Annotated in this window: 26 protein-coding genes and 2 tRNA genes; 13 read left to right on the top strand and 15 right to left on the bottom strand. The window is 57.9% G+C overall.

Going from position 1 to position 25,338, the window contains the following annotated elements:
* Position 1: 1 nt before the first annotated feature.
* The 7 genes from pheT to E0D86_RS03170 all read right to left on the bottom strand — a co-directional run bounded on the left by pheT (position 2) and on the right by E0D86_RS03170 (position 7,018).
* Complete coding sequence (gene pheT, locus E0D86_RS03200; RefSeq protein ID WP_131648510.1) at positions 2-2,380, bottom strand: phenylalanine--tRNA ligase subunit beta; 2,379 nt, start codon at positions 2,378-2,380, stop codon at positions 2-4.
* Positions 2,381-2,416: 36 nt separating this feature from the next.
* Complete coding sequence (pheS, locus tag E0D86_RS03195; RefSeq protein WP_131648509.1) at positions 2,417-3,433, bottom strand: phenylalanine--tRNA ligase subunit alpha; 1,017 nt, start codon at positions 3,431-3,433, stop codon at positions 2,417-2,419.
* 167 nt (positions 3,434-3,600) lie between these two features.
* On the bottom strand, positions 3,601-3,957 hold the full coding sequence (gene rplT, locus E0D86_RS03190; RefSeq protein WP_131648508.1) for a 50S ribosomal protein L20: 357 nt from the start codon (positions 3,955-3,957) through the stop codon (positions 3,601-3,603).
* A gap of 27 nt (positions 3,958-3,984) precedes the next feature.
* Positions 3,985-4,179: a 50S ribosomal protein L35 gene (rpmI, locus tag E0D86_RS03185; protein ID WP_019339386.1), complete on the bottom strand. Its 195-nt coding sequence runs from the start codon at positions 4,177-4,179 to the stop codon at positions 3,985-3,987.
* A 62-nt stretch (positions 4,180-4,241) separates the two neighbouring features.
* The gene (gene infC, locus E0D86_RS03180; protein ID WP_177493022.1) at positions 4,242-4,793 is read right to left on the bottom strand and encodes a translation initiation factor IF-3; all 552 of its coding nucleotides are present in this window, start codon (positions 4,791-4,793) and stop codon (positions 4,242-4,244) included.
* Positions 4,793-6,715 carry a threonine--tRNA ligase gene (gene thrS, locus E0D86_RS03175; protein WP_131648507.1) on the bottom strand — a complete coding sequence of 641 codons (1,923 nt, stop codon included), beginning with the start codon at positions 6,713-6,715 and terminating at the stop codon, positions 4,793-4,795. The genes infC and thrS overlap by 1 nt, the downstream gene beginning before the upstream one ends.
* 226 nt (positions 6,716-6,941) lie before the next feature.
* A tRNA-Val gene (locus E0D86_RS03170) sits at positions 6,942-7,018 on the bottom strand.
* Between the two features lie 163 nt (positions 7,019-7,181).
* Here E0D86_RS03170 and E0D86_RS03165 point away from each other — a divergent pair.
* Positions 7,182-8,465 carry an FAD-binding oxidoreductase gene (locus E0D86_RS03165; RefSeq protein ID WP_131648506.1) on the top strand — a complete coding sequence of 428 codons (1,284 nt, stop codon included), beginning with the start codon at positions 7,182-7,184 and terminating at the stop codon, positions 8,463-8,465.
* Positions 8,466-8,469: 4 nt separating this feature from the next.
* On the opposite strand, the gene E0D86_RS03160 is transcribed toward E0D86_RS03165, so the two are convergent.
* Both E0D86_RS03160 and E0D86_RS03155 read right to left on the bottom strand, forming a co-directional pair.
* Complete coding sequence (locus tag E0D86_RS03160) at positions 8,470-9,420, bottom strand: PA2778 family cysteine peptidase (protein WP_131648964.1); 951 nt, start codon at positions 9,418-9,420, stop codon at positions 8,470-8,472.
* Complete coding sequence (locus tag E0D86_RS03155) at positions 9,417-9,818, bottom strand: PA2779 family protein (RefSeq protein WP_131648505.1); 402 nt, start codon at positions 9,816-9,818, stop codon at positions 9,417-9,419. The genes E0D86_RS03160 and E0D86_RS03155 overlap by 4 nt, the downstream gene beginning before the upstream one ends.
* Before the next feature lie 184 nt (positions 9,819-10,002).
* On the opposite strand from E0D86_RS03155, the gene E0D86_RS03150 reads away from it, so the two are divergent.
* Positions 10,003-10,308, top strand: coding sequence for an I78 family peptidase inhibitor (locus E0D86_RS03150; RefSeq protein ID WP_131648504.1), 306 nt, complete (start codon positions 10,003-10,005; stop codon positions 10,306-10,308).
* A gap of 74 nt (positions 10,309-10,382) precedes the next feature.
* Here the strand turns inward: E0D86_RS03150 and E0D86_RS03145 are convergent, their stop codons facing one another.
* The 3 genes from E0D86_RS03145 to moaB form a co-directional block, all read right to left on the bottom strand.
* Positions 10,383-11,414: an acyltransferase gene (locus E0D86_RS03145; RefSeq protein WP_131648963.1), complete on the bottom strand. Its 1,032-nt coding sequence runs from the start codon at positions 11,412-11,414 to the stop codon at positions 10,383-10,385.
* 170 nt (positions 11,415-11,584) lie between these two features.
* A complete protein-coding gene (gene glp, locus E0D86_RS03140) occupies positions 11,585-12,799 on the bottom strand; it encodes a gephyrin-like molybdotransferase Glp (RefSeq protein WP_131648503.1) in 1,215 nt (404 codons plus the stop codon).
* Complete coding sequence (gene moaB / locus E0D86_RS03135; protein WP_131648502.1) at positions 12,796-13,335, bottom strand: molybdenum cofactor biosynthesis protein B; 540 nt, start codon at positions 13,333-13,335, stop codon at positions 12,796-12,798. The genes glp and moaB overlap by 4 nt, the downstream gene beginning before the upstream one ends.
* A 65-nt stretch (positions 13,336-13,400) precedes the next feature.
* On the opposite strand from moaB, the gene mobA reads away from it, so the two are divergent.
* The 3 genes from mobA (at position 13,401) to E0D86_RS03120 (ending at position 14,451) form a co-directional block, all read left to right on the top strand.
* Positions 13,401-13,997 (top strand): molybdenum cofactor guanylyltransferase MobA, encoded by a 597-nt coding sequence (gene mobA / locus E0D86_RS03130; RefSeq protein ID WP_131648501.1) that lies wholly within the window; start codon positions 13,401-13,403, stop codon positions 13,995-13,997.
* A gap of 54 nt (positions 13,998-14,051) precedes the next feature.
* Positions 14,052-14,273 (top strand): YgdI/YgdR family lipoprotein, encoded by a 222-nt coding sequence (locus E0D86_RS03125; RefSeq protein WP_131648500.1) that lies wholly within the window; start codon positions 14,052-14,054, stop codon positions 14,271-14,273.
* 101 nt (positions 14,274-14,374) lie between these two features.
* Positions 14,375-14,451: transfer RNA gene (locus tag E0D86_RS03120), tRNA-Pro, on the top strand.
* 198 nt (positions 14,452-14,649) lie between these two features.
* On the opposite strand, the gene E0D86_RS03115 is transcribed toward E0D86_RS03120, so the two are convergent.
* Positions 14,650-14,889: a glutaredoxin family protein gene (locus E0D86_RS03115; RefSeq protein WP_131648499.1), complete on the bottom strand. Its 240-nt coding sequence runs from the start codon at positions 14,887-14,889 to the stop codon at positions 14,650-14,652.
* 403 nt (positions 14,890-15,292) lie between these two features.
* Here E0D86_RS03115 and E0D86_RS03110 point away from each other — a divergent pair, with 403 nt between their 5' ends.
* The 6 genes from E0D86_RS03110 (at position 15,293) to E0D86_RS03085 (ending at position 20,439) form a co-directional block, all read left to right on the top strand.
* On the top strand, positions 15,293-16,540 hold the full coding sequence (locus tag E0D86_RS03110) for an OprD family porin (RefSeq protein WP_131648498.1): 1,248 nt from the start codon (positions 15,293-15,295) through the stop codon (positions 16,538-16,540).
* A 227-nt stretch (positions 16,541-16,767) separates the two neighbouring features.
* Entirely contained in the window at positions 16,768-17,169 is a 402-nt protein-coding gene (locus tag E0D86_RS03105) for a YqjD family protein (RefSeq protein WP_131648497.1), read from the top strand.
* A 17-nt stretch (positions 17,170-17,186) separates the two neighbouring features.
* Positions 17,187-17,567 carry a phage holin family protein gene (locus E0D86_RS03100; RefSeq protein WP_131648496.1) on the top strand — a complete coding sequence of 127 codons (381 nt, stop codon included), beginning with the start codon at positions 17,187-17,189 and terminating at the stop codon, positions 17,565-17,567.
* The gene (locus tag E0D86_RS03095; RefSeq protein WP_131648495.1) at positions 17,564-17,866 is read left to right on the top strand and encodes a hypothetical protein; all 303 of its coding nucleotides are present in this window, start codon (positions 17,564-17,566) and stop codon (positions 17,864-17,866) included. The genes E0D86_RS03100 and E0D86_RS03095 overlap by 4 nt, the downstream gene beginning before the upstream one ends.
* A gap of 141 nt (positions 17,867-18,007) precedes the next feature.
* Positions 18,008-19,339, top strand: a complete 1,332-nt coding sequence (locus E0D86_RS03090; RefSeq protein ID WP_131648494.1) for a deoxyguanosinetriphosphate triphosphohydrolase — start codon at positions 18,008-18,010, stop codon at positions 19,337-19,339.
* Positions 19,340-19,344: 5 nt separating this feature from the next.
* Positions 19,345-20,439, top strand: a complete 1,095-nt coding sequence (locus E0D86_RS03085; protein WP_131648493.1) for an FUSC family protein — start codon at positions 19,345-19,347, stop codon at positions 20,437-20,439.
* On the opposite strand, the gene E0D86_RS03080 is transcribed toward E0D86_RS03085, so the two are convergent.
* Positions 20,429-20,773, bottom strand: coding sequence for a YggL family protein (locus E0D86_RS03080; protein WP_131648492.1), 345 nt, complete (start codon positions 20,771-20,773; stop codon positions 20,429-20,431). The genes E0D86_RS03085 and E0D86_RS03080 overlap by 11 nt on opposite strands.
* A gap of 205 nt (positions 20,774-20,978) precedes the next feature.
* Between E0D86_RS03080 and dacB the strand changes: the two genes are divergently transcribed.
* Positions 20,979-22,487, top strand: coding sequence for a D-alanyl-D-alanine carboxypeptidase/D-alanyl-D-alanine-endopeptidase (dacB, locus tag E0D86_RS03075; RefSeq protein ID WP_131648491.1), 1,509 nt, complete (start codon positions 20,979-20,981; stop codon positions 22,485-22,487).
* 74 nt (positions 22,488-22,561) lie between these two features.
* Here dacB and rlmKL read toward each other — a convergent pair whose 3' ends face one another.
* On the bottom strand, positions 22,562-24,742 hold the full coding sequence (rlmKL, locus tag E0D86_RS03070; protein WP_131648490.1) for a bifunctional 23S rRNA (guanine(2069)-N(7))-methyltransferase RlmK/23S rRNA (guanine(2445)-N(2))-methyltransferase RlmL: 2,181 nt from the start codon (positions 24,740-24,742) through the stop codon (positions 22,562-22,564).
* A 342-nt stretch (positions 24,743-25,084) separates the two neighbouring features.
* On the opposite strand from rlmKL, the gene rmf reads away from it, so the two are divergent.
* Positions 25,085-25,300: a ribosome modulation factor gene (gene rmf / locus E0D86_RS03065; protein ID WP_021207445.1), complete on the top strand. Its 216-nt coding sequence runs from the start codon at positions 25,085-25,087 to the stop codon at positions 25,298-25,300.
* Positions 25,301-25,338: the final 38 nt, after the last annotated feature.

Raw genomic sequence — 25,338 nt, 5'->3', positions numbered from 1 at the left:
GCTATTTCCTTAACGTGGCATTGAACCTTTCTTCCAGGGAGGAGAGGATTTGCTGCAGCGCACCACTCACCTCGTCGTCGTTTAGAGTGCGCGAAGGGTGTTGCCAGGTCAAGCCGACTGCCACACTTTTGCTAAGGGGATCAATACCTTTACCCTGATACACATCAAATAGCTTGAGGTCTGTGAGGTTCTCGCCCGCCGCATTACGGATGCACCGCAACAGGTCGTCAGCCGATACGTCTTGCGCCACCAGAACCGCAAGATCACGTCGCACCTCGGGGAAACGGGAGAGCTCGTTGAAACTCGGCAAAAGTCCTTCGCTGACCTCAGCAACCAACAATTCGAAAAGGTAGACGGGCTGATCGATACCCAGAGTGGCGGCCAGCTCTGGATGAAGGCCGCCGATGTAGCCAACCGGGCGTCCGCCTCGTTCAATCCGAGCAGTCTGCCCCGGATGCAAAGCAGGATGCTCAGCCGGAACGAAATCATACGCAGAGGCATCCCCGGCATGTCCGAGCAGAGCTTCGACATCGGCTTTCATGTCATAGAAATCGGCCGCAGCCCGTTCGTTGCTCCAGCCCACCGGCAGACGGCTTCCGGTAATTACACCTGCCAGCATCGGCTCCTGTTTCAGCTGGCCGAGTTGGCCGACGAAACGCAGTCCGCTTTCGAACAAACGCACCCGAGTTTGCTGACGATTGAGGTTGTACTGCAAAGCCTTGATCAAACCCGGCCAAAGTGTCTCGCGCATGGCAGCCATGTCCGAAGAGATCGGATTGGCTAGCCGCAGCGGTTCGACACCAGGACTGAAAAGCTCGAACAACTTCGGGTCTATGAAGCTGTAGGTAATCGCTTCCTGGTAGCCACGCGCAACTAATAGACGGCGCAACGCTGGCAATTCCGCACGGGCTTCGGGACGGGCCTCTGGGGCCAGTCGCGCCTGCGGATAACTCACCGGAAGACGATCGTAACCATATAGGCGCCCCAGCTCTTCGATGAGATCTACTTCAAGGCTGATATCGAAACGATGACTAGGCACGCTGACTTCCCAGCAGCCCGGTGACTGTTCCACGACGCCCAGGCCAAGAGCGGACAGCAGCGAGACGACCTGCTCTCCCGCCATCTCCAGACCGAGCATTTGCTCGATACGCTGCGCCCGCAGCTGGATCGGAGCGACTTTTGGCAAATCGGCTTCGCTTGCGACTTCGGTCACTGGGCCGGCGCTGCCTCCAACTATTTGGAGCAGCAATGTCGTGGCGCGCTCCATAGCTGCCTGCGCAAGCTGTGAATCGACACCGCGTTCGTAACGATGCGATGCATCTGTATGCAAACCGTAAGAGCGTGCTTTACCCGCAAGTGCGATAGTGTCGAAGAAGGCACTTTCAAGGAACAGATCCTGCGTCGAGGCGCTTACACCGCTGTGCTCACCACCCATTACACCTGCAATCGCGAGGGCACGCTGGTGATCGGCGATGACCAGCGTATCGGCACGCAGTGTTACTTCCTGTCCGTCGAGCAAGATGATCTTTTCCTGCTCTTCAGCCATCCGAACCCTGATGCCACCATTGATTTCGGCAAGATCGAATGCGTGCAACGGCTGGCCCAGCTCGAGCATCACGTAGTTCGTTACGTCTACGACAGCATCGATGCTGCGGATATCGGAACGACGCAGCCGCTCGACCATCCACAGCGGAGTCGGCCGCGCCAGATCGACATTGCGAATGACACGACCAAGATAGCGAGGGCAGGCTTTCGGAGCCAGCACCTCGACCGGGCGCACCTCGTCATGAGCTGCATCCACTAGAGCAATATCGACTGGCGAAACCGACGCCGCGTAAATCGCACCCACTTCACGCGCAAGCCCGGCGATGGATAGGCAATCCCCTCGATTCGGCGTTAGACCGATTTCGATGCTCGCATCATCGAGGCCGAGGTATTCACGCAGATCACTACCCACCGATGCATCCGCAGCCAGCTCCATCAGCCCGCTGTCATCGACACCGATCTGCAGTTCGGTTTCCGAACACAGCATGCCATTGGATTCGACTCCACGGAGCTTGGCCTTCTTGATCTTAAAGTCGCCCGGCAACTTAGCGCCGATCATGGCGAAGGGGATTTTCAGACCGGGGCGCACATTTGGGGCACCGCAGACCACCTGGAAGGTTTCGCTGCCATTGCTGACCTGACATACGCGCAGCTTGTCGGCGTCGGGGTGCTGTTCGGTACTAAGCACCTCCCCCACCACCACACCGCTAAATTCGCCGGCAACCGGAGTAACCGCATCGACCTCTAGGCCGACCATCGACAGGCGTGCCACAAGTTCTTCACGGGAAACCTGCGGATTGACCCAAGTACGCAACCACTGCTCGCTGAATTTCATCCTGCTCTCCTGAAAATTCTTGGATTGACTCTGGACCTAGCGAAACTGCGCCAGGAATCTCAAGTCGTTATCGAAGAACAGGCGTAAGTCGTTGACGCCATAACGCAGCATGGCCAGCCGCTCGGCACCCATGCCGAAAGCGAAGCCCTGATACTTTTCCGGGTCGATACCGGACATGCGCAGCACGTTCGGATGCACCATGCCGCAGCCCATCACCTCAAGCCAGCCGGTTTGCTTGCACACGCGACAACCTTTACCGCTGCACATCACACATTGCATGTCCACTTCAGCCGACGGCTCGGTGAAGGGAAAGAATGACGGACGAAAACGAACACCCAGCGGCTTTTCGAAAAACACGCGTAGGAACTGCTCAATGGTGCCCTTCAGGTCTGCAAAGCTGATGCCCTCGTCAATGAGCAAACCTTCGACCTGATGGAACATCGGGGAATGGGTGATATCCGAATCGCATCGATAGACACGCCCCGGACAGACGATGCGGATCGGGGGCTGCTGCGATTCCATCGTACGCACCTGAACCGGTGAGGTATGGGTACGTAGCAGCATGTTCGCATTGAAGTAAAAAGTGTCATGCATCGCCCGCGCCGGATGGTGGCCCGGAATATTCAATGCCTCGAAGTTGTGATAGTCATCCTCGACTTCAGGGCCCTCCGCAACGCTATAGCCTATATGGCTAAAGAACTGTTCGATCCGCTCCAGGGTGCGCGTCACTGGATGCAGCCCACCGGAGGCCTCGCCGCGGCCAGGCAACGTCACATCGATCCGCTCCGCAGCGAGCTTGGCGCTCAATGCTGCTTGATCAAGGTCGGTTTTTTTTGTGAGTAATGCGTCCTGAACCTGGCCTTTGGCCGCGTTAATCAAGGCCCCAGCCTTGGGGCGCTCTTCCGCGGACAGCTTGCCCAAGGTCTGCATGAGCAGCGTCAGCTCACCCTTCTTACCCAGGTACTGGACCCGGATCTGCTCCAGGGCATTGATGTCTTGACTATGTTGCACCGCCTCAAGCGCTTGCGAGACCAGTGCATCCAGGTTTTCCATGTACAACCTCCAGAGGTTCTTGCAGAACCGCACCAAGCGATCAGCACTCAGGCGTTACGCGACGTGCACTTTTGCAAGTGCCCCTTCAGATACGAAATAGGGGAAGAGCACAAGGCTCTTCCCCTATCGGTGACACTACGAATCCGAAGATCCGATTATCGATGGGCTTAGGCCAGAGAAGCTTTAGCTTTTTCGACAATTGCAGCAAACGCTGCTTTTTCGTTCACTGCCAGCTCGGCCAGAACCTTGCGGTCGATCTCGATGGCCGCTTTCTTCAAGCCAGCGATCAAACGGCTGTAAGACAGACCGTTTACACGAGCACCAGCGTTGATACGAGCGATCCAAAGAGCGCGGAACTGACGCTTCCGCTGACGGCGGTCACGGTAGGCATACTGGCCAGCCTTGATCACCGCCTGCTTGGCAACACGGAACACGCGCGAGCGAGCGCCGTAGTAACCTTTAGCGAGTTTCAGGATTTTCTTGTGACGGCGACGAGCGACGACGCCACGCTTAACACGAGCCATGAGTTATTCCTCTGAGTCTTGACCGAATTAACGAACGCGCAGCATGCGCTCTACTTTTGCGTTATCAGACGGGTGCATCAGAGATGTACCACGTAGCTGACGCTTACGCTTGGTAGACATTTTGGTCAGGATGTGGCTCTTGAAAGCGTGCTTGTGCTTGTAGCCATTTGCCGTCTTCTTGAAGCGCTTCGCAGCGCCACTTTTAGTCTTCATCTTTGGCATGTTCGGTACTCCACAGTGTGGGTGATTTCAAATAACCGCAAGGCCTGCCAGTGCCCTGGTGGTTACTTTTTCTTCTTGGGAGCGATGACCATGATCAGCTGGCGTCCTTCCATCTTTGGATGCTGTTCGACCGAACCGTATTCAGCAAGATCAGCTTCGACCCGCTTCAACAATTCCATCCCCAGCTCCTGATGGGCCATCTCACGACCACGGAATCTCAACGATACCTTGGCCCTGTCCCCGTCACTCAGGAAACGCACCAGGTTGCGTAGCTTGACCTGGTAGTCGCCCTCTTCCGTCCCTGGACGAAACTTTACTTCTTTAACCTGGATCTGCTTCTGGTTCTTCTTCGCTGCAGCGACCTGCTTCTTCTTTTCAAAGAGGTGCTTGCCGTAATCCATGATCCGGCATACGGGAGGAACCGCATCGGCGGAAATTTCCACCAGATCCAATTTGGCTTCTTCAGCTATACGAAGCGCTTCATCAATCGAGACGATGCCAACCTGCTCGCCATCAGCACCAATCAAACGGACCTCACGAGCCGAGATATTCTCGTTGATCGGGGCCTTGGGTGCAGCTCGTTTATCCTGTCTCATTTCACGCTTAATAGTCATTACTCCAATTCTTGGCGACCACGCCGGGAAACCGCTTGTGCCAGCAACTGGGCGAAGTCTTTCAGGGGCATGGAGCCCAGATCGACGCCTTCACGGGTGCGCACAGCAACGGCTCGTGTCTCTACTTCCCGATCTCCGATAACCAAGAGATAGGGAACCTTGAGCAAGGTATGCTCGCGGATTTTAAAGCCGATCTTTTCGTTTCTCAAGTCGGACTTGGCACGGAAGCCGCTTTGGTTGAGTGTTTTCTCCACTTCCAGAGCGAAATCGGCCTGCTTGTCGGTGATATTCATCACCACAGCTTGCGTCGGAGCCAGCCAGGCGGGGAAAGCGCCCTCGTAGTGCTCGATGAGAATGCCGATAAACCGCTCGAACGAGCCGAGAATGGCACGGTGTAGCATGACCGGATGCTGGCGATCGTTGTTCTCGCTGACGTATTCGGCGCCCAGGCGGATCGGCAGATTGAAGTCCAGCTGCAGGGTGCCGCACTGCCACACACGCCCCAGACAATCCTTTAGCGAAAACTCGATCTTCGGCCCATAAAAGGCACCTTCGCCCGGCTGCAGATCGTATGGGAGACCAGCACTGTCGAGCGCCGCCGCCAACGCCGCTTCGGCGCGATCCCAGAGCTCATCGGAGCCGACACGCTTTTCTGGACGAGTCGACAGCTTCAGTTCGATATTGTCAAAGCCGAAATCCGCATAGACCGCTTGGGTCAGTTTGATAAAGGCCGCCGACTCCGACTGCATCTGCTCTTCGGTACAGAAGATATGCGCATCGTCCTGGGTGAAGCCGCGCACCCGCATTATGCCATGCAGCGCCCCCGACGGCTCGTTACGGTGACAGGCGCCGAATTCGGCCAGGCGCAGCGGCAGCTCGCGGTAGCTCTTCAAGCCCTGGTTGTACACCTGCACGTGGCACGGGCAGTTCATCGGCTTGATCGCGTAGTCGCGGCTCTCCGATTCGGTGGTGAACATGTTCTCGGCGTAGTTGGCCCAGTGTCCGGACTTCTCCCACAAACTGCGATCGACGACCTGAGGCGTGCGAATCTCCTGATAGCCATTTTCACGCTGCACGACACGCATGTATTGCTCGAGCACCTGATACAGCGTCCAGCCATTCGGATGCCAGAACACCATGCCCGGCGCTTCTTCTTGGGTATGAAACAGATCCAGACGCTTGCCGATCTTGCGGTGATCGCGCTTCTCGGCTTCCTCGATACGCTGGATGTATGCCGCCAGCTGCTTCTTGTCAGCCCAGGCGGTGCCGTAGATACGCTGCAACTGCTCGTTCTTCGCATCGCCACGCCAGTAAGCACCCGACAGCTTGGTCAGCTTGAAGGACTTGAGGAAGCGCGTGTTAGGTACGTGCGGCCCGCGGCACATGTCGACGTATTCTTCGTGGTAGTACAGCCCCATCGCCTGCTCGTCTGGCATGTCTTCAACCAGACGCAGCTTGTAATCTTCACCGCGCGCCTGAAACACCTCGATGACTTCCGCGCGGGGTGTGACCTTCTTGATCACGTCGTACTCGGTATCGATCAGCTGCTTCATGCGCTGCTCGATTGCGGCCATATCGTCCGGTGTGAAGGGGCGCTCATAGGCGATGTCGTAATAGAACCCTTCCGCAATCACCGGTCCGATGACCATCTTAGCGGTCGGATAGAGCTGCTTGACCGCATGCCCGACCAAGTGCGCACAGGAGTGGCGAATGATCTCCAGCCCCTCCTCGTCCTTTGGCGTAATGATCTGCAGGGAAGCGTCCTGCTCGATCAGATCACAGGCATCGACCAGGCGGCCGTCCACCCTGCCAGCAAGGGTAGCTTTGGCCAGGCCAGCACCAATGGATTGTGCTACTTCGGCAACGGAAACCGGATGATCGAATGAACGCTGACTGCCGTCAGGAAGAGTAACGATGGGCATGGCGCCTCCTCTCCTAGTGGTGACCCCTACCAAAGGCCACATGGGTTGGGATGAGCCAGGAAAGCGGCCTGCCGGATAACCTGCCGCACGGTGGCAGGAGCCCTAAGGCTGATCGAGGCGGACCGAAGTCACTGGAAGTACGGGAGCACGGATGCTTTCAGAAAGCATCCGCACTGACAAGCAAGGCATAAAAAAAGGGTCGCTGGCGCGACCCTTTCTCGGAATTTGGTAGGCACAATTGGATTCGAACCAACGACCCCCACCATGTCAAGGTGGTGCTCTAACCAACTGAGCTATGTGCCTCCGATGGACGCGCATTCTAGAGATCCGCCGGAGGGAGTCAAGCGCTTTTTAGCTAAACCACTGATATTTTTAGAAACCAGGGACGCCCTCCGTTCTTTGATATGGCATCGCGGTTCCGGCAGCGCTAGCATCCTCGTCAAATATTCGGAACAGGACACTCAGAATGTCGCACACCCCGTACCCGTCATCGTATTACGCAGCTTCGGCGAATCCAGCAAACGCGCGCGATGCCCTGAATAGCAGTATCGAAACTGATGTTTGCGTCATCGGCGCAGGCTATACAGGACTGTCAAGCGCACTATTCCTGCTGGAGCAAGGCTTTCGGGTCGTCGTTCTGGAGGCAGCGAAAGTCGGCTTCGGCGCATCCGGGCGCAATGGCGGTCAGATCGTCAATAGCTACAGTCGTGATATCGACGCGGTCGAACGCAGCGCCGGGAGCGACGAAGCGCGCCTGATCGGAGCGATGGCATTCGAAGGCGGGCGAATCATTCGCGAGCGAGTCGCACGTTATGGCATCGATTGCGACCTGAAAAACGGAGGCGTGTTCGCGGCGTTCAATCTCAAGCAGATGCGTCATTTGGAAGCACAAAAGTCGCTCTGGGAACGCTACGGTTACGATCAGCTGGAGATGCTCGATCACGACGGCATTCGAAATGTCGTGTCCTGCGATCGTTATATCGGCGGCATGCTCGATCACGGCGGCGGCCATATTCACCCACTCAACCTCGCCCTGGGCGAAGCGGCGGCGATCGAGTCGCTCGGTGGCGTTATCTATGAGCAGAGCCCGGCAATCCGTATCGAACGAGGACGCAACCCACGTGTGCATACCCCAAACGGGCAGGTGACGGCGAAGTTCGTAGTGATCGCCGGAAATGCTTATCTTGGAGCGCTGGTTCCCGAGCTGGCGGCGAAATCCATGCCCTGCGGTACGCAAGTCATCGCCACCGAACCCCTGGCCCCTGACCTAGCGGCGAGCCTGCTGCCTCAGAATTACTGTGTCGAGGACTGCAATTACTTGCTCGATTACTTCCGCCTCTCCGCTGACAAACGCCTGATCTACGGTGGCGGAGTGGTTTACGGCGCGCGTGATCCAGCCGATGTCGATTCGGTCATCCGACCCAAGATGCTCAAGACGTTCCCTCAATTGCAAAACATCAAGACGGACTATGCCTGGACTGGCAACTTTCTGCTGACGCTGTCCCGCTTACCCCAAGTCGGCCGGCTCGATGACAACCTCTATTATTCCCAAGGGTGCAGCGGCCACGGCGTCACCTATACCCATGTGGCGGGAAAGGTAATCGCCGAGGCCTTACGGGGACAGGCTGAACGCTTCGATGCCCTTGCCAGCCTGCCTCACTACCCGTTCCCCGGTGGACAAACTTTCAGCGCACCGCTCAGTGCGCTCGGCGCGCTCTACTACAGCCTGCGAGACAGAATTGGCTTTTGACCGATCACAACACCGGACAAGGCGGAGGTTCCTGACAGGCAGCCGCTTCGCCGCGCCTTTGAGGCAACTCCGCCTTAAATCGCTCGTCGTCGGGCACGAGTCGTGCGGCGCATGCACGAGCGGCGGATGACTGCACGGGGCATCCCTGCTCCGCCAATACCTGCGAGAGGTTGAACCAGCCAGCAGCAAAGGAATCGTCGCGCTGAACACTAGTCCGCAGCGCTCGTTCGGCGGCACGTTTGTCACCCTGCGCATATCGAGCATTGGCCAGCGCAAACCAGGCCAACCCGCTGTTCCAATGCTCGGCTGCGGTCTCGTAAGCGATCATAGCCGCATCGTCATGATCCGTTTGCTCAAGATCGTTCGACGCCCTCAGCCAAACCGTTTCCGTGGCAGTGCGAGGCAGCTGATCAGGTGCCACGGTCACTACCGCCCAACGTTTACCTTTGGCCCAGCTTCGTTCGAACTGATGAAAGCTGCCGGTCCAGCGTCGAGTGGTCCCGGAACGCAGTACCACAGTCTGAGCCGCAAGGTCGTATCCCACCACGACCGCAAAGTGCCACTGAGGCCAGCGATCAAACGCAAGGTTCTGCAGCACCAGAACGGGGTTCCCCGCCGCCACTTCGGCCAACACCGCCTCCAGCCGAGGCTCCAACGGATAAACCAGCAAGTCATGCGCTCGGGCAGCGGCTACCATTTCGACCTGCAGGCTGCCTTTACGCTGCGGAAGATAGACCCTCGGAACGAGATCTTCCGGCGCGGTAGCAACGCCACGCTGGGTAAGCATTGTGGCAAGTGCTGCCGGCCCGCATTGATAGTCTTCCTGCGGAAAGAAAGGGACCTCATCCAACTCAACCCGCTCGGGGAGCCCTACGGAACCGATCGGAATGACCGGCGCCCGCGCGCACGCCCCGAGAAGGACTACCACCAACAGCAAGATTAGCTGCCGGATCAACGATTGATACAGTTGATGAAGTTGAAGATATTGGTGGCGCACAGCATGTCCGTGATGATGAAGATCACCAGAAACAGAACGATGACCCCAACCACTCCGGCACCGGCAGGCGCCTGATCCAGTTGTTGATTGAATTGTGCGAGTTCCGCCGGTGTCAGACTGTTGATTCGCTGCTCGACCTGATCCCGCTCGACGCCCATCGACACCAGCTTTTTCTGAACGTCTTCATCTTCAAGCATCGTCAGCAATTGCTGGCGATCCATTTGCTGTTGTTGCTCGGCGATAACCTCCGGGGTGCCGATCATGGTTGCCTGGGCCAGCGGAATCTGTGCAAACAGCATGAAATGCAACGCGGCCAAGAGTGTGGCGACACGCTTCATCACGGACGAGTTGAACATGGCGGAACTCCTTATTCGTTAGCCCAGCGTAGTGTGCTCGGGCCGTCAGGAGTAAGACGGCGCCTCTGTTCCGCCAGTTCCCTTTGAGCGTTATGGTTTCGCAAACAGAAACGTTCGACTTACCTACCACGGATTTACACACATCGTGCCGAACGACGTGATGCTCCCAAAACAAGGAAAACGCATGAAAACTACCTGTTCGATAACGCTGACGCTGTGCTGCACCATTCTGGCCGGTTGCCAATCATCATCACCCGAGCCTGCACATTCGCCTCACGGCTCAGCCGACCGATGCGATACATCCGTCGTGGAGAAGCTTGTTGGAGAACAGGCGAGTCCGGAACTGCTCGATCGGGCCCGTCGCGAAAGCGGGGCCACGGTCGCTCGCATCATTCGCCCCGGGGACATCGTCACGCTGGAATACAACGCGCATCGTTTAACGCTTACGACAGACGAGGCACTAACAGTGCAGCGAGTTAGCTGCGGCTGATCCGACCATAGCCACGGTGTATGGCTGCGCAGGTGCCATGATCGGCATGGCAACTGCGCTGGCATAGCGTACCGCTACTGAGCCACTGCCCTGCGTGTCCGCAGGCCGGTCGCTGACAGAGGCTTGGGCGGGGTCAACAGGAAATAAAGGTCATATCGTTTGATGATGATCTGAGCCAGCAACGGCCCAAGTAGCCCGACCAGAGTGCCAACCACCAAATGCACTGGGATCGAATCAATACCCATAAAGCTGCTCAGGATGACTCGAATTCCACTTCCGGCCAGAATATGCGCCAGATAAATAGTCATCGAAGAAGCCCCGATGAACAGCAGCCAGTCGATGCGGACCCGGCCCAGACACATCGACAGCGCGATCACGAAGAAGATCGAAACGGTCGCCAATACAAGTACCGGCAAGCCGCCTATTTCCCAATTCAAGCCGAAGGTGATGTGAAACAAATATTGGCCAGCAAGGAATAACGCGCCGAACAGCAAGGTGAGCGAAACATAACGGGCCAGGAAAAACGCCTTTATTTCGTTGAACCACACGCCTAGCGCGAAGAAAACCGCATTGCCGAAGATGAATCGGCCAATGTTCCCCATCGCCAAATCCTGTTTGAAGACATAAAGCGCGCCGAAGGCCAGAAATACAGGAAGGAAATAACGGCGATCGACCTTGGCGTAGATAAAGGAACACACCACGAAGACCAGGAACAGCGCGTAGAGGAACCAGAACTGCGCACGGGGCGACCAAAGCAGCGAGAACACCTGCCCTAACGTCACGTCGCCGTTGGTGTAGTTCGACAGCACTACCTCAAGCAGGCCCTGCAGCAACGACCATACGATGAAGGGATAGACGATAGTGTCCACCTTGTTGACTATCAATCCCGCCTTTCCACGCTTGATCAGCGAATCGTAAAAAAACAAACCGGATAGAAAGAAAAACAGCGGCATGTGGAAGCTGTAAATGATGCTATCGACGAGAAGATAGTTATCTTCATTCATCGGCAGCCCAGCGTTGAACACCCCGCGCGCGACATGTCCGTAGACAACCAGAATGATCCCAATGGCTTTGGCGTAATCGACCCAGGCATTTCTCTCCTGCATCACATTCTCCTTGTTATGGGTAATACCAGACACATCGCAGCCAGACCTGGCGCAGATGGGAAAGGTAGACAAGGGAAAATGCAATCCGTTTGATGTAGGCGCCGAGCCGCTGCTATTCCCGACGGAATGCGGCACAACTTCGGCGCCTGAATCAAGCGCGAGCGTTGAACTCAGCAGAGCAATTCGGCGAATGAGATAAAGGGCACCAAATCGCCATCTTTCAGTTGCCTGTGCTCCCGCACCTCGACCAATCCATCCGCCCAGGCTGCACTACGCAGAATCGACGAGCTCTGGTTGGAATACAGCACTGCCTTGCCCGATTCGAGACGCGCTCGCAGATATTCCCGGCGCTTGCCAGGCCTGGGCCAATCGAAGTTCGCAGGAACCTGAAAGCTCAGCGGTTCGACTTGTAACACACCCATTCGGCGCAACAGATAAGGGCGCGCCAACAGACCAAAGGTGACCAGCGTGGAGGCAGGATTGCCTGGCAAGCCAATGACGGCAACACCTTGATAACTTCCGCAAGTCAAGGGTTTGCCAGGCTTGATGGCCAGCTTCCAGAGCGACAGTTCGCCCTCTTCTCGAAGCACCTGCCCGAGAAAATCAGCCTCACCAACCGAAACGCCTCCGGTAGAGAGAATCAGATCGACCTCATGCAGATCCGCCAGGCACTGGCGAACCCTTACCAAATCATCCGGCACGATCCCGGCGTCTATAACCTCGCATCCCAGGCGTTGCAGCCAATGACGCAACAGCATGCGATTGCTGTTGTATATCTGTCCCGGCTGCAGCGTTTCACCCGGCTCGACCAGCTCGTCACCCGTGGACAGCAGCGCAACCTTGAGCTTTCGGCTCACGCTCAGCCGCGACACGCCTAATGACGCAGCGAGCCCCAGCTCGATCGGCCCCAGCCGAGCGCCGGCTGCTAGTACCTCATCTCCCGTTCGCGCCTCGCCACCCTGGGGACGAACGTGTTGCCCTCGCCTCACTGGCTCAAGGAAGCGCACTCGGCCATCGTCGAGCAGCTCGACGTTTTCCTGCATTTCCACGCTATCAGCGCCGTCCGGCATCGGCGCGCCGGTGAAAATTCGCGCACAGCTGCCGGCTTCCAAAGGCTCAGGCTGGCTACCGGCGAAGATCTTCTGACTGACCCGAAGCGGCTGCCCTCGAAGATCGCTTTCGCGGATGGCGTAACCATCCATTGCGCTGTTCGGCCAGGGTGGCAAATCCAGTTGCGCAACCAGTGGCTCGGCCAGTATTCGTCCAACCGCATCCTCGATCGAAACGCTCTCGACGTCCTTGATTGCAGTGCTTTCCGCTTGCCTGACCAAAGCGTCGAGCGCCTGTTCTACAGGCATCAGCGCTGGCGAGTCGGTCAATGTCATGAGCGGCTCTCGCATGGCTCGGCCTGCTTGAGATGCGGCACGAAGTTGCACGGACGATGACGCGCATCGAGTTGCTCGGCGAGAATGCCGTCCCAGGCGGTTCTGCAAGCGTTGGTCGATCCCGGCAGGCAGCAGACAAGGGTCGAATTCGACAATCCAGCCAATGCGCGCGACTGGACAGTCGAACTGCCGATATCGCCTACCGATATCTGGCGAAACAGCTCGCCAAAGCCATCGACCTGCTTGTCCAGTAGGCATCCAACCGCCTCCGGCGTACTGTCGCGACCTGTAAAGCCAGTGCCACCAGTGATCAATACGACCTGCACCATATCTTCGGCGATCCAGCTCGCGACCTGCGCTCGGATCCGATACAGATCATCCTTGAGCAGCACACGCGAAGCGAGTCGATGACCGGCAGCCTGCAGACGGTCGACGAGTAACTGCCCTGAGGTATCGGTTTCCAGCGAGCGAGTGTCACTGACCGTCAGGACAGCGATATTCAGCGGAACAAATGATTGATCGGCAAGGTGGCTCATGGCGGCATTCCGGTTGTTGGTCTGAATGCCGGGTGTTATATCACAAGCTTTTAATGGAGCCCTTGATGCAACAAAGCATGCTTGCCGATTGCTCAATCCTGCTGCTGGCGGGTGGTCGCGGGCAGCGGATGGGAGGCCGGGACAAAGGTTTGGTCGAGTGGCATGGCGAGCCGCTCATAGCCTGGCCGCATCGGATCGTACGGGCATTGACGGATGATCTGCTTGTTTCCTGCAACCGCAACCACCAGCGATACGCAGCCTTCGCGGATCGAGTGGTTAGCGACGACGAGCCGGACTTTCCCGGACCACTTGCGGGCATACGCGCCGGCCTCGCGGCGGCTCGTTATCGCTGGCTCTTGGTAGTGCCATGCGACGCACCGCTGATCGATGACTCACTGCTCGCAGGCCTGCATGCAGCGGCTCGAGCGGAACCAAACGTTCCCGTGATGGTTCGGCGAGGTGAGCAATGGGAACCGCTGTTTTGCGTCATCCCGGTCAGGCTTGCTTCTGCAATCGAGGAGGCCTGGCGGGCCGGCGAGCGAAGCAATCGCAAGATACTGCTGAGCCTACAATCCCGCGCTCTCGAGCTTAATGAGAATGATCTTCGGCTTGCCAATCTGAACTCACCCGAACTGCTTTCGGAGCAAAAGCCCCCAGATTGAACTTAGCGCCCTCGAACGCCGTCACAAACGCAACTAACCAAGAGGAGAAGCACTATGCGCGCAGCAACCGGACCCGCCTTGGCATTGTTGGTCGGACTGACCCTGCTAGCGGGCTGCTCGAACCCCAGCGTCATCACCCTGAACGATGGCCGCGAGATCCAGACACTGGACCATCCCCATTACGACGATGAAGCTGGCTTCTATGAATACGAAAGCATCGACGGCAAGCCGGGCAGAGTCAACAAGGATCAGGTTCGTACTGTCAAGGAACTCTGACGACCACCCTTCTGGTGCCAGGCGGCTTGCCGGGCACCACCAAAAAGCCCGTTCTAACCTCTTGTGAAGCAAAAGTTTTTATGTAAAATGCGCGCCATCTTCGGAGCGTAGCGCAGCTTGGTAGCGCGTCTCGTTCGGGACGAGAAGGTCGCTGGTTCGAATCCAGTCGCTCCGACCAAATCCCGATATTGGAAACAGTCTGATATATACAAAACCGGCTAATGGCCGGTTTTTTGTGTTCCAGATTTTCATTTCGTTATCTCGATTCGAGCAGCCAGGATCCGCCAACATGGTCCTGCCGTTTCGGTGACAACTATCTAACCCAGCGCCCTAACCAAGCCATCTCTCGCTGCAATTGCTCAGGCGCAACGGCTTATTAACGCAGAAACCAGACGACCTGTTCGGTTTCAAATGGCCAATCCAACTCAGCCCCCGTATCGACTCGCCGGAGCACGGGTATACGCAGCCCATAGTCGTCGACCCATTCAGGCCTGTCCGCTATATCCATCAATTCCACCAGCAGACCACGCTCCACCAACGGCAACACTACTGCCTCGGCCTGCTCGCATAGATGACAGCCCAACGTTCCAAATAGTTGGCATTCAGGAAGGTACATAAGTGCGCTCATTGAAACTGGCTGCACGCAATTCTAGCAGCCTCGCCCTGATCCGACTGCCGCTAGCCGACCTCATTCCTTGGCGTAACGAACAAGAAAGTGTGATCTCTACCCCACTCAAACGATGGTTTGGTTTAGGGAATCGACGCGAGGCCAGCAAACGGCTAGGATGCGCGAACCCAAGCGGCCACAGAGCTGTGGGGCCGAAGGTGTTCGTGCGTATCGGTAGCGATTGATGCTTGCATCAAATCAACCTAAAGCAACTACCGATCAGTTCAACCGACACTTTCGCATTTAAGCCTCAAAGACTAAGGTCTAAAGGCTGAAATACCTATGTAGTGCTTTATTGCACAGCGCCGTAAAGAGCGACTTCAGAGCATCATCCAACGAGGAGAAATAAGAAATGCTCAAGACCCCAATCGCCCGGGGCGTGGCACTCGCCACTCTGGGAGCAACACTGGCTATCCCTACCATGGCTCAAGCCGCCTTCATCGAAGACACCAAAGCTGGCCTGGAACTGCGTAACTTCTATTTCAACTCTGACAACCGCAACTCCGCCAACACGAAGTCGAAGAGCGATGAATGGGCGCAAGGTTTCATTCTGCGCGTTGAGTCTGGCTTTACTGAAGGCCCGGTTGGATTCGGTGTTGATGCGCTAGGCTTACTTGGTGTCAAACTGGATTCAAGCCCTGATCGCACAGGCACAGGCCTCCTGCCTTCAGGCGATTCCGGCGCACCGGACGACTATTCGTCTCTCCATGCCACCGCGAAGATGAAGGTCTCCAAGACTATTCTGAAGGTCGGAGCGATAGAGCCTAAGAATATGGCTATCGCCCGCAGTGACTCTCGCCTTCTGCCGCAAACCTTCCATGGTGCACAGCTGGTTTCCAAGGAAGTTGATGGTCTGACCCTGGATCTGGGCTACCTGACCGAGCAGAACAATCGAGACTCCTCCAACTACGAAGACATTACGTATGCTGGGAAAGGAGGCGTGACTGCCGGCGAAGCAGAAGACTTCATGTTCGCTGGCGCGACCTATTCGCTGATGAAGAACCTCACAGGTGCGTATTACTACAGCAACCTGGAGGAAGCATATAAACAGCATTCGTTCAATTTGGTTCATGTATTGCCGCTCGGTGAAGACCAGTCCCTGAAAACGGACCTTCGCTACGCGCGCTCGACCAATGATGGCTCCTCTACGGTTGACAACAAGGCTTTCGGAGCCATGGTCACTTATTCCATAAGCGGCCATAGCTTAGGACTCGGCTATCAGAAAATGAGCGGCGATACCGGCTTCGCCTACGCAGGCGCCAGCACCGATCCGTTCCTGGTCAACTATGTAATGCTGAGCGCAGACTTTGCCAACGCTGACGAAAAGTCCTGGCAAGCGCGTTATGACTACAACTTCGCAGCCATGGGCATTCCTGGTCTGACCTTCATGACTCGCTACGTTACCGGCGATGACTTTGGTACTGGTGGGAATAGCAAAGAATGGGAACGTAACACCGATATCGGCTACGTTTTCCAGGAAGGCACCCTGAAGAACCTTGGCGTGAAATGGCGTAACGGTACCTATCGCAGCAGCAATAACAGCGATAAGGATATTGACCAGAACCGCCTGATCGTCAGCTACACCATCCCGCTAATGTAATAGCGGCTACCGCATGCAAATGCAGTAGATAGAAAACCCGCTTCGGCGGGTTTTCTTTTCTCTGACACCCCACGCTACTGCGAAGCCAATCTGAAACTGGCACGCCGGCCTCATCGATCACCACGCGAATTGACTAACCGAAACGGGAACCTTGCGCCAGCAGCATGCTCGAAAACTCTAGGCACCGGGACCTGTCGTCCCTGCGCGATTAAAAAGAGGAGCTGCAGATGTCTACCGAATCGACTTTCGGCACCAATGACAACACCCCGATTCCCGACGCAACCACGGGAACATCCTCACCCCTGTTCGATAAATCCGCACACCGCCGCAATCTTCAGGCCGCTCAGGCGGCGCTCATCGATGAGTTTCATACGTTGATTGGCGATACGGAGCGTCTGCTGAAACATACGCAGGACACCGCAGGCACCCAGACAGAAGAGTTGCGCGGCAAGATCAACGCGAACCTGACCCGCGCCCGGCAGATGCTCAAGGAGCAGGAAGGCTCGCTGCGCGAACAAGGCCAGGCGGCTATTCAGTGCACCGAGGAATATGTACACACCCACCCCTGGCAGTCACTGGGCATCGCGGCTGGGGTCGGCTTTCTCTTCGGCCTGATCACCCGCCGCTGATGTGGGGAACCGATCCAATGGAAACCAAGTATTCCGATGAGGCCCCTGCCCCCTCCATCAAAAAGATGGGCAGCGCGCTTGCCGGCCTCATCCAGGGGCATCTGGAGCTTGTCGGAATAGAGCTACAGGAAGAGCGGGTACGGGTCTTCAAACTGTTTCTGCTGGCCAGCATCAGTCTGATACTCGGTTTGCTGATCCTGGTAGGGCTTTCGGCGGCGATCGTGATCGCCTTCTGGGATAGCAACCCTATCGCGGCGATTCTGATTCTCTGTGCGGCATACGCGGTTGTACTAGCGGTATGTATCAGCCGTGCAATCCGCCTCGCCAAGGCGAGCGCTTCGCCCTTCCAGGCGACGGTCGAAGAATTGGCCCGCAATCGGGAGCGTCTACTGCCATGAGCCTGCCTCTCAGTAATTCCAGCGATCTGACCATGCGCAAGGATTTGATCCGGTTGCGCATGGAAATGAACCGGCAACAAATCCTCTACCACTCACAGCCTTTGGCTCACCCATTCCAGCGAATCAAGGGGATGGTGGCGAATAGAGCTACCGGAGCCGATCAGCACATACCAAAAGCGCCTCTGATGGTTGCCGCAACCTTGGCCATGACGCTCTTCGGACGTCGTTTGGGGAAAGTTGGCAAACTCGCGCGGCTGGGTCTCCTTCTGTATCCGGTGATTCGCAAGCTGCGGCATTAGTGGTGTGGCAGCGCCTAGCGGTGAGGAAATACGGTAGGCTGCTGCCTGTGCGCGAACACTTCCCCGGCTTGATGCGCTCTCGCTGACGGAATGGCGCCGCTTGGCCTATCGGTCCCACTGACGGCATAACAAGGAGGCTCTTTGGATTGGAACACCCTGCTCAATCGTGAACGGCTCGGGAAATCCGTCCACAGCAATGAAGAACTTGGTCGAAGTCCATTCCACAAGGATCACGACAGGATCATCTTCTCCGGCGCATTCCGCAGGCTTGGTCGCAAGACCCAGGTGCATCCGGTCTCAAGCAACGATCACATCCACACCCGCCTAACCCATTCGCTGGAAGTCAGCTGCGTTGGACGCTCCCTCGGCATGCGCGTGGGTGAAGTGCTGCGTGAAGACCTGCCGGAATGGTGCAGCCCGGCCGATCTCGGCATGGTCATTCAGTCGGCGTGTCTCGCGCATGATATTGGTAACCCGCCGTTCGGTCATTCTGGCGAAGATGCCATTCGCCACTGGTTCCAGCAGGCCGCCGGCCGTGGCTGGCTCGATGACATGAGTGACGCCGAGCGAGCCGACTTTCTCAACTTCGAGGGTAACGCCCAAGGCTTCAGGGTGCTTACACAGCTCGAATACCATCAGTTCGATGGCGGCACCCGACTGACCTACGCAACGCTCGGCACCTACCTCAAGTACCCCTGGACATCGCGCCATGCCGAGGCGCTCGGCTATAAGAAACATAAATTCGGCTGCTACCAGAGCGAGCTGCCCCTGCTCGAGCAGATTGCGTCGAAACTCGGCCTACCGAAGCTGGACGAGCAACGGTGGGCGCGCCATCCATTGGTCTATCTGATGGAAGCGGCGGACGACATCTGCTACGGCCTTATCGATCTGGAAGACGGGCTCGAAATGGACCTGCTCGACTATCCCGAGGTCGAGGCGCTGCTGCTGGATCTGGTGGGCGAGGATCTGCCGGAAACCTACCGGCAGCTCGGTCCTGGCGATTCACGCAGGCGCAAGCTGGCGATCCTCAGGGGCAAGGCTATCGAACACCTCACCAACGCAGCTGCACGCGCCTTTGTCGAACAGCAACCGGCACTACTGACCGGCCAACTCACCGGGGATCTGGTCGAGCACATGCACGGCCCCGCCAAGCGCTGCGTCGTGCAGGCCAAAGCCTTGGCGCGGCAGAAAATCTTTCAGGACAAACGCAAGACGCTGCATGAAATCGGCGCCTATACGACGCTCGAGATACTGCTCAACGCCTTCTGTGGCGCGGCGCTGGAGCAACACGGCGGGCGCACGCCGTCATTCAAGAATCGCCGCATTTTGGATCTGCTTGGCAGCAATGCTCCAGACCCCGACTGGCCGCTGTATCAATCATTCGTGCGGATGATCGACTTTATCGCCGGCATGACCGACAGCTACGCGACCGAAATGGCCGGCGAAATGACTGGACGCTCGAGCCCGACGTGAGCCAGATGAAAAAACCGTTGTGGAAGGTCGTCGGATGGCAGCCTGGCCGCCCCGCCTGGGGAGCCGCAGCCGTGGCGGGCCTGGGCTGCGCATTGCCGCTTCTGCTCGGCCTGTTCAGCGGCCATCCGGGTTTCCTCTGGGCCACGGTCGGGGCCTTCCAGGCAGCCAAGGCGAATCCGCTACACCGTCTCGGAATGTTGCGAATGCTGTTGCTGATAGCCCTTGGCGCCGGCAGCGCCGGCCTCGGGTTCTGGTCGGCGACTCATCCACTGATCAGCCTCGGCCTGTTCGCCTTTTACGGTCTGTTGTTGGCATGGCTGCAACGTTACGGCAGCGAAGCCGGCAAGCTCGGGATCGGCTTGGCCATATGCCTCTGTCTTGGCCAGGGCCAATACGGCATCGGTGATTTCAACAACCCTCAAGCGATTGCCGCTCTGTTTGCACTGGGCGGTCTCTGGGTCACCCTGCTCGCCTTCGGCTTACGCGGCATGCATGGCTTGCGCATGTGGCCATACATGCCGCGCCTGCTCAGTTTGATGAAGGTGCTGCGACGCCGAGCGCGGCGCACGCCGATTCGCCAGTGGCGACTGCATGCACTCACTTACATGATCGCAGCTGCCGCAGGCGGCCTAATCGTCAACATTGCAGATCTTCCACGAGGCTATTGGCTGACGCTGGCGGTTTTCACTACGCTGCAGATGGATCTGCAACGCAGCCTCGCTCGGGCTTTGCAGGCCGGGGTCGGGATACTTTGTGCAGCGGCGGTGTTGATCTACATGGGCCACAGCCTGGCCGATCCGCCGATGATGGTCATGATCATGCTGCCGCTGGTCATGCTCAGCCGGGCGTTCCAGGCACATCACTATGGGCTTTTCGTCTTGCAGACGACTCTGAGTTTCCTGTTACTGGCCGAAACCCTGGCGCAAGACTGGGAATTACCACAACTGCGCCTGATCAACGCTGTGATTGGCGTAGGCGTAGCGTTAGCCGTTACGTTGCTGGTGTATATGCTGCGTAGGCTGCTTGCCCGGATTACATTGCGCAAACGCGGGCAAACGGCCACAACCGATCAGGACAAGAACGACTCGATCATGCCTTAGCGTTGATCTCGTTTTCCGGGTACCAGACGTCCATCAGCGGGCTTACGTTGAATTCGGACAACTCGTTGCGCCCTTTGAGCCACGCCTCGACCTGACCGCGCTGCTCTTCGTTGACCGAGCCACGGCTGGCCAGGCAAACGAAACCGTAATCCTCACCACCGATATAGCCCAGACCATTGGCTTCGATGGCCTCGATCAGAAAGGCTTCGAGGAAATCGTCCACCGCCTTGGCATCAAGACCCTCACCGTAGGTCAGAGTCACTTCAAAACCCAGTTCCTGGAATTCGTCGACACAGAGTTTCTTGCGCAAACGACGCGAGCGATTGGTAGCCATTGAATCGGTCCTTTTTTCTAACGAGATGACGGCGCGCACTCTAACAGCAACGCCGCGCTTGTGCGATTGCATCAGGCCGCACAGCTCATCGTCTTTTTGCAGACTCTCGACATCGCCGTCTACGCTTGTCGGATGAGAAGTACGTCACTTCTCGGTCACGGGCATAATGGCCCGCCATTTTCCCTGAACGTAGTAGGGAACCTCCATGCCATTGATTCTCGCAAGAACTGCCCCAGCCAATCGGGGCAGCGCAATCGGCAGATTTCTAGGCCGTGTCGCCGCCGCCGCACTGACGCTACCGCTGGCATTCCCGGTTTATGCCGAAGCCATCAATCAGACCCTACCGCCGCGCGTCGCGCAGGCACTCAAGGCAAACAAGATCGAGAGCAGCGCGCTGTCTGTCGTCATGCTGCCGCTCAACACCAACGCGACCCCGACGTTCGTGAATGCCGATGTATCGGTAAACCCCGCCTCGACCATGAAACTGGTCACGACCTATGCCGCACTGGAGTTGCTGGGTCCCAATCATCAATGGAAAACGGAATTTCATGCCGACGGACCGATTGAGAACGGCACGCTCAATGGCAATCTCTATTTAAAGGGCGGCGGCGATCCCAAGCTCAACATGGAGAAGCTCTGGCTCTTGCTACGAGACCTGCGCGTCAACGGCGTGCAGACCGTGACCGGGGATTTGGTGTTGGATCGCAGCCACTTCGTTCAGCCAGCCCTGCCGATCTTCGATGACGACGGCAATGACAAGAACAAGCCCTTCCTGGTCGCACCGGACTCGCTGTTGGTCAATCTCAAGGCGCTTCGCTTCATCGCCCGTAACGATGCCGGCAACGTGAACGTCGTCGTCGAGCCACCGATCGCCTCGGTTCGTATCGACAATCGCATTCAGGCTCTGCCGAAGGCCAAGTGCCCAGGTTGGCCCGATATTCGCTACAACCCGATCGAAGATGCTGAAGGCGTTACGGTCGTCGTCACCGGCAAGCTTCCGGCCGGCTGCAGCGGCCAAACCTATCTGGCGCTACTCGACCATCAACGCTACGCCGCAGGCGCCGTGCGTGCGATCTGGAAGGAGCTCGGTGGCAGCATCCTCGGTGAGGATCGCGTCGCCCCGGTACCCGACGACGCGCGGATGATCGCCCGTGCTTACTCGCCGGATCTGGTCGAGATCATTCGCGACATCAACAAATACAGTAACAACACCATGGCGCGGCAGTTGTTTTTGAGCCTGGGTGCCGAATTTCGCAACGAAACGGACGCGGATGATTCCATGGCCGCGCAGCGGGTGATTCGTCAGTGGCTGGCGAAGAAGGGGCTGATTTCACCGCACCTGGTCATCGAGAACGGCTCAGGCCTGTCGCGTGCCGAACGCGTCAGCGCACGGGAACTGGCGAGCTTGCTCCAGGCTGCATGGCAGAGCCCCTACGCCGCGGAATTCATTTCCTCGATGCCACTCGCAGCGATTGACGGCACCATGCGCAAGCGTCTGCGCAATACTGGCGTCGCCGGCAAAGCACATATCAAGACCGGCACGTTGAACAACGTGCGAGCAATCGCCGGTTATAGCCGCGACAACGATGGCAACACCTGGGCAGTCGTCGCGATTCTCAATCACCCCCGGCCCTGGGGCGCGTCTTCGGTGTTGGATCAGGTACTGGTCAGCCTCTACAACCGCCCAGGCAACGAAAGCACTGCGCAACGTTAACTCGGCGTGCCGGCGGTTGGCACCGCCGGCACGGGCTCGACTGAAACGGCGAGCCATTACCTTCTGCGAAAGCTTCAACGCGCCTGGAGCTTCCAGGCACGGTGAATCTTGCTGTTGCGACGGAAGTCATCGTCCAACGTGGCACTGGTGATCTCTTCGACGGCGTAGCGCTCGGCGATACCTGCGTCGAGCACGAACTTGCGGAAGTTGTTGGAGAAATACAGCGTGCCGCCTGCTGCCAGCCGCGCCATGGCCAAGTCGAGCAAAGCGATATGGTCGCGCTGGACGTCAAAAACGCCTTCCATACGCTTGGAGTTCGAGAAGGTCGGCGGGTCGATGAAGATCAGGTCGTACTCGCCACGATCCTCTTCCAGCCAAGCCATCACATCGCCCTGCTCCAGACGCTGCCGATCGGACAGGCCGTTGAGCGCCAGATTGCGCCGCGCCCAGTCCAGATAGGTTTTCGACAGATCGACGCTGGTCGTGCTGCGCGCACCGCCCTTGGCCGCATGTACCGTGGCTGTCGCTGTGTAGCAATACAGATTGAGGAAGCGCTTGCCGGCCGCTTCGCGTGCGATGCGCAAGCGCATCGCACGATGATCGAGGAACAGTCCGGTATCGAGATAATCCGTGAGATTGACCAGCAACTTGACGTCACCCTCGCTGACCTCCAAAAACTCTCCTTGGCTGGCCTGGCGTTCGTACTGCCGCGTCCCGCTCTGACGCTCGCGCCGCTTGACCACCACGCGCTCGCGAGAAACGCCCAGTGCCTGCGGGATCGCACTCAGTGCATCGTATAGGCGCGCCTGGGCTTTCTCCGGATCGATCGAGCGCGGCGGCGCATATTCCTGCACATGCACCCAGTCCCCGTACAGATCGATGGCTAGGGCGTATTCGGGCATGTCCGCGTCATATAGCCGATAGCACTGGATGCCCTCCTTACGTGCCCACTTGCCAAGCTGGCGCAGATTCTTCTGCAGACGGTTGGCGAACATCTGGCCACCCTCGCTGAGGCGCGCCAGTTCCATGGCGGACTCCTGCTCAGGCTTGTTTTCAGTGGACGCTTTGCGCTGACCAGTGACGAACTGATCCAGCTCGACCTTGATCAGCAATAGCTTGCACGGCAACGCACCGTTCCAGAAGGCGTATTGCTTGTGGCTGCGAATGCCCATGCGCTTGCCGAGATCGGGCGCCGACGTCAGGACCGCAGCCTCCCAACCGAGGCAGGCCTGTCGCAGCCGCTCGCCAAGATTCTGGTAGAGATAGACCAGGCTCGCCTCATCGCCCAGACGCTCGCCGTAGGGCGGATTGCAGATCACCAGGCCTTTCTGATTCTGATCGGGCCGGGGCTCGAAGGTCGCCACATCGCCTTGATACACACGGATCCAGTTAGCCATCCCGGCGCGCTCGATATTGTTACGCGCTGGCTGGATCAGCCGCGGGTCCGCCTCGTAGCCGCGTATCCACAACGGCTGCCGGGCCATGCCCGCCTCCGCCCGAGCCTGCGCTTCGGCATGCAGGCGGCTCCAGATGGCCGGAACGTGGCCAAGCCAGGCGCTGAACCCCCAACGCTCACGACGCAGGTTCGGCGCGATGTCCGCCGCCATCATCGCGCCTTCGACGAGAAAGGTGCCGACACCACACATGGGGTCTACCAGCGCACCGCCAGCTGCGGCGATGCGAGGCCAGCCAGCGCGAATCAGGACCGCGGCCGCCAGGTTTTCTTTCAAGGGTGCAGCACCCTGCTGCAGCCGGTAGCCACGCTGATGCAGGCTGTGCCCGGAAAGATCCAGGGACAGGACCGCCTGACCGCGATCCAGACGTACATGTATGCGCAGGTCAGGATTCAGCTTGTCGACGCTTGGGCGCTCGCCAGTAGCCGTGCGAAGGCGGTCGACAATCGCATCCTTGACCTTCAACGCGCCGAAGTGAGTGTTGTCGATCCCCGATCCGTGGCCACTGAGCTCGACCGCCAAGCTGCCGCTCGCTTCCAGGTGCTCTGACCAATCGATCCGATGAACGCCGTCATACAGCGTTTCGGCGTTTTCTGTGGCGAAACGATCGATCACCAGCAGCACCCTGTTGGCCAGCCGCGACCAGAGGCACAACCGATACGCCACCTCCATGTCGGCGAACCCGCGGATCGCAGCGGTCTGCTCACGCGCCTCTTCGAGTCCGAGCTCGGTGGCTTCTTCAAGCAGCAGGCCTTCCAGCCCTTTTGGACATGTGAGGATGAGTTCGTGGCGATCGGTCATGGCATGGTCCAGAGAATGTAGGCGACCGGTGGGGATTCCCGTTCCGGATCTCGTTCGATAGGGGTGCAGTCAGGATTGGCTTACTGCGAATCAGACGCAACGGGGCGCCTGAAAGCTGCGTCTTGCCTGCCTTATGGGCAGCGCTACTGTTTGGTTACCTGCTTATGACAAAACGATCATTCCCGCCTCGGAGCCATTAGGATAGAACTCGACTCAGCCCGGCATCGCAACGATGTCCGGCAGACGTCCGCCACGCCGGCAGCGGACTTCGCTGGCAGTCTATCTGCCGACCTCGCCATGAGGTCAACAGGAACACCAGTCAACCACTGAGGGCAATACCCAATGAGAAGACTCAAGCGTGATCCGATGGAACGAGCATTTCTACGCGGTTATCAGCATGGCATACACGGTAAATCTCGCGACCTCTGTCCTTTTTCTCATCCCGAAGTACGCCAAGCCTGGATTAACGGCTGGCGGGAGGGTCGCGGCGACAACTGGGATGGTCTGACCGGCGCCGCCGGTCTTCATCGACTGAACGAACTCCACGCGGTCGGCTGACACGATCACACCGACCTCAACTGGCACGCCCCACCCGG

Source organism: Pseudomonas sp. IC_126 (genome assembly GCF_004331835.1).
Taxonomy (GTDB): domain Bacteria; phylum Pseudomonadota; class Gammaproteobacteria; order Pseudomonadales; family Pseudomonadaceae; genus Stutzerimonas.
The sequence above is the reverse complement of the archived record's forward strand: the minus strand, read 5'-3'. Positions and strand labels throughout refer to the sequence as shown.

Coding starts and splice junctions, on each gene's coding strand:
- pheT (WP_131648510.1), bottom strand. CDS start 2,380: ATGAAATTCAGCGAGCAGTGGTTGCGTACTTGGGTCAATCCGCAGGTT.
- pheS (WP_131648509.1), bottom strand. CDS start 3,433: ATGGAAAACCTGGATGCACTGGTCTCGCAAGCGCTTGAGGCGGTGCAA.
- rplT (WP_131648508.1), bottom strand. CDS start 3,957: ATGGCTCGTGTTAAGCGTGGCGTCGTCGCTCGTCGCCGTCACAAGAAA.
- rpmI (WP_019339386.1), bottom strand. CDS start 4,179: ATGCCAAAGATGAAGACTAAAAGTGGCGCTGCGAAGCGCTTCAAGAAG.
- infC (WP_177493022.1), bottom strand. CDS start 4,793: ATGACTATTAAGCGTGAAATGAGACAGGATAAACGAGCTGCACCCAAG.
- thrS (WP_131648507.1), bottom strand. CDS start 6,715: ATGCCCATCGTTACTCTTCCTGACGGCAGTCAGCGTTCATTCGATCAT.
- E0D86_RS03165 (WP_131648506.1), top strand. CDS start 7,182: ATGTCGCACACCCCGTACCCGTCATCGTATTACGCAGCTTCGGCGAAT.
- E0D86_RS03155 (WP_131648505.1), bottom strand. CDS start 9,818: ATGTTCAACTCGTCCGTGATGAAGCGTGTCGCCACACTCTTGGCCGCG.
- E0D86_RS03150 (WP_131648504.1), top strand. CDS start 10,003: ATGAAAACTACCTGTTCGATAACGCTGACGCTGTGCTGCACCATTCTG.
- E0D86_RS03145 (WP_131648963.1), bottom strand. CDS start 11,414: ATGCAGGAGAGAAATGCCTGGGTCGATTACGCCAAAGCCATTGGGATC.
- glp (WP_131648503.1), bottom strand. CDS start 12,799: ATGACATTGACCGACTCGCCAGCGCTGATGCCTGTAGAACAGGCGCTC.
- moaB (WP_131648502.1), bottom strand. CDS start 13,335: ATGAGCCACCTTGCCGATCAATCATTTGTTCCGCTGAATATCGCTGTC.
- mobA (WP_131648501.1), top strand. CDS start 13,401: ATGCAACAAAGCATGCTTGCCGATTGCTCAATCCTGCTGCTGGCGGGT.
- E0D86_RS03125 (WP_131648500.1), top strand. CDS start 14,052: ATGCGCGCAGCAACCGGACCCGCCTTGGCATTGTTGGTCGGACTGACC.
- E0D86_RS03115 (WP_131648499.1), bottom strand. CDS start 14,889: ATGTACCTTCCTGAATGCCAACTATTTGGAACGTTGGGCTGTCATCTA.
- E0D86_RS03110 (WP_131648498.1), top strand. CDS start 15,293: ATGCTCAAGACCCCAATCGCCCGGGGCGTGGCACTCGCCACTCTGGGA.
- E0D86_RS03105 (WP_131648497.1), top strand. CDS start 16,768: ATGTCTACCGAATCGACTTTCGGCACCAATGACAACACCCCGATTCCC.
- E0D86_RS03100 (WP_131648496.1), top strand. CDS start 17,187: ATGGAAACCAAGTATTCCGATGAGGCCCCTGCCCCCTCCATCAAAAAG.
- E0D86_RS03095 (WP_131648495.1), top strand. CDS start 17,564: ATGAGCCTGCCTCTCAGTAATTCCAGCGATCTGACCATGCGCAAGGAT.
- E0D86_RS03085 (WP_131648493.1), top strand. CDS start 19,345: ATGAAAAAACCGTTGTGGAAGGTCGTCGGATGGCAGCCTGGCCGCCCC.
- E0D86_RS03080 (WP_131648492.1), bottom strand. CDS start 20,773: ATGGCTACCAATCGCTCGCGTCGTTTGCGCAAGAAACTCTGTGTCGAC.
- dacB (WP_131648491.1), top strand. CDS start 20,979: ATGCCATTGATTCTCGCAAGAACTGCCCCAGCCAATCGGGGCAGCGCA.
- rlmKL (WP_131648490.1), bottom strand. CDS start 24,742: ATGACCGATCGCCACGAACTCATCCTCACATGTCCAAAAGGGCTGGAA.
- rmf (WP_021207445.1), top strand. CDS start 25,085: ATGAGAAGACTCAAGCGTGATCCGATGGAACGAGCATTTCTACGCGGT.